Genomic DNA, 316 nt, shown 5'->3' on the forward strand with positions numbered 1-316 from the left:
CCACTGATCGTTCCGACATTTCCTGATACGACCATACTGAACGTTTGAGAAGCTGAAGAGCCGTCTTCATAATCTAAGGTATAAGTCCCGTCAGACAGGTTGCCGGTCGTCAACGTAATGCTTCCGTCTGTGCCGGAACAAGTCGTTGGGTTACTCTCAGCATTGTCTGACAAGGTTGGAATGGATGGATCGCTCAACGTAACGTCTATATCGGCGACTGAACTGCAGCCTGATTCTGTTATACTGATGTTGTTGTAAACTCCGGCACTCAATCCACTGATTGTTCCGACATTGCCTGATACAACCATACTGAACG

1 protein-coding gene is annotated in these 316 nt (G+C 47.5%); it reads right to left on the reverse strand.

Annotation, left to right across the window (positions count from 1 at the left end; all coding sequences use genetic code 11):
- On the reverse strand, positions 1-316 hold a 316-nt coding region (locus AAOP42_RS00200), incomplete at both ends, for a hypothetical protein (protein ID WP_349526437.1).

This window comes from Reichenbachiella sp. MALMAid0571 (assembly GCF_040151475.1).
Lineage (GTDB): Bacteria > Bacteroidota > Bacteroidia > Cytophagales > Cyclobacteriaceae > CAXBNB01.